We start from the raw sequence: 265 nt of genomic DNA, 5'->3' as shown, positions 1-265 counted from the left end.
CCAACTACACCGCCAACTACACCACCAACTACGCCTCCAACTACCCCATCAACAGACAAACCAAAAGGTGATAAGCCTTCTGGAAGTCAACCAAAAGAAGATAAGAAACATACTCTTCCTTCTACAGGTGAAACAGTGAGCGAGGGACTAGTGGCTGCAGGACTTGCTTTGGCAGTAGCTGGAAGTGCCTTAGTTTACAAAAAACGTGAAAATTAATTTCTAAAACAGGTTTTGTTCTAGCCCTGCTAGACAAACCTGTTTTTTT

At 43.0% G+C, this 265-nt stretch carries 1 protein-coding gene; it reads left to right on the top strand.

Translation table 11 applies throughout. The annotated features are described in order from the left end of the window. Positions 1 to 216: LPXTG cell wall anchor domain-containing protein (locus HMPREF2918_RS03405; RefSeq protein ID WP_141751578.1), on the top strand; the 216-nt coding region annotated here is incomplete at its 5' end. Positions 217 to 265: the final 49 nt, after the last annotated feature.

This window comes from Streptococcus sp. HMSC065C01, assembly GCF_001813525.1.
GTDB lineage: Bacteria > Bacillota > Bacilli > Lactobacillales > Streptococcaceae > Streptococcus > Streptococcus parasanguinis_V.
The sequence above is the reverse complement of the archived record's forward strand: the minus strand, read 5'-3'. Positions and strand labels throughout refer to the sequence as shown.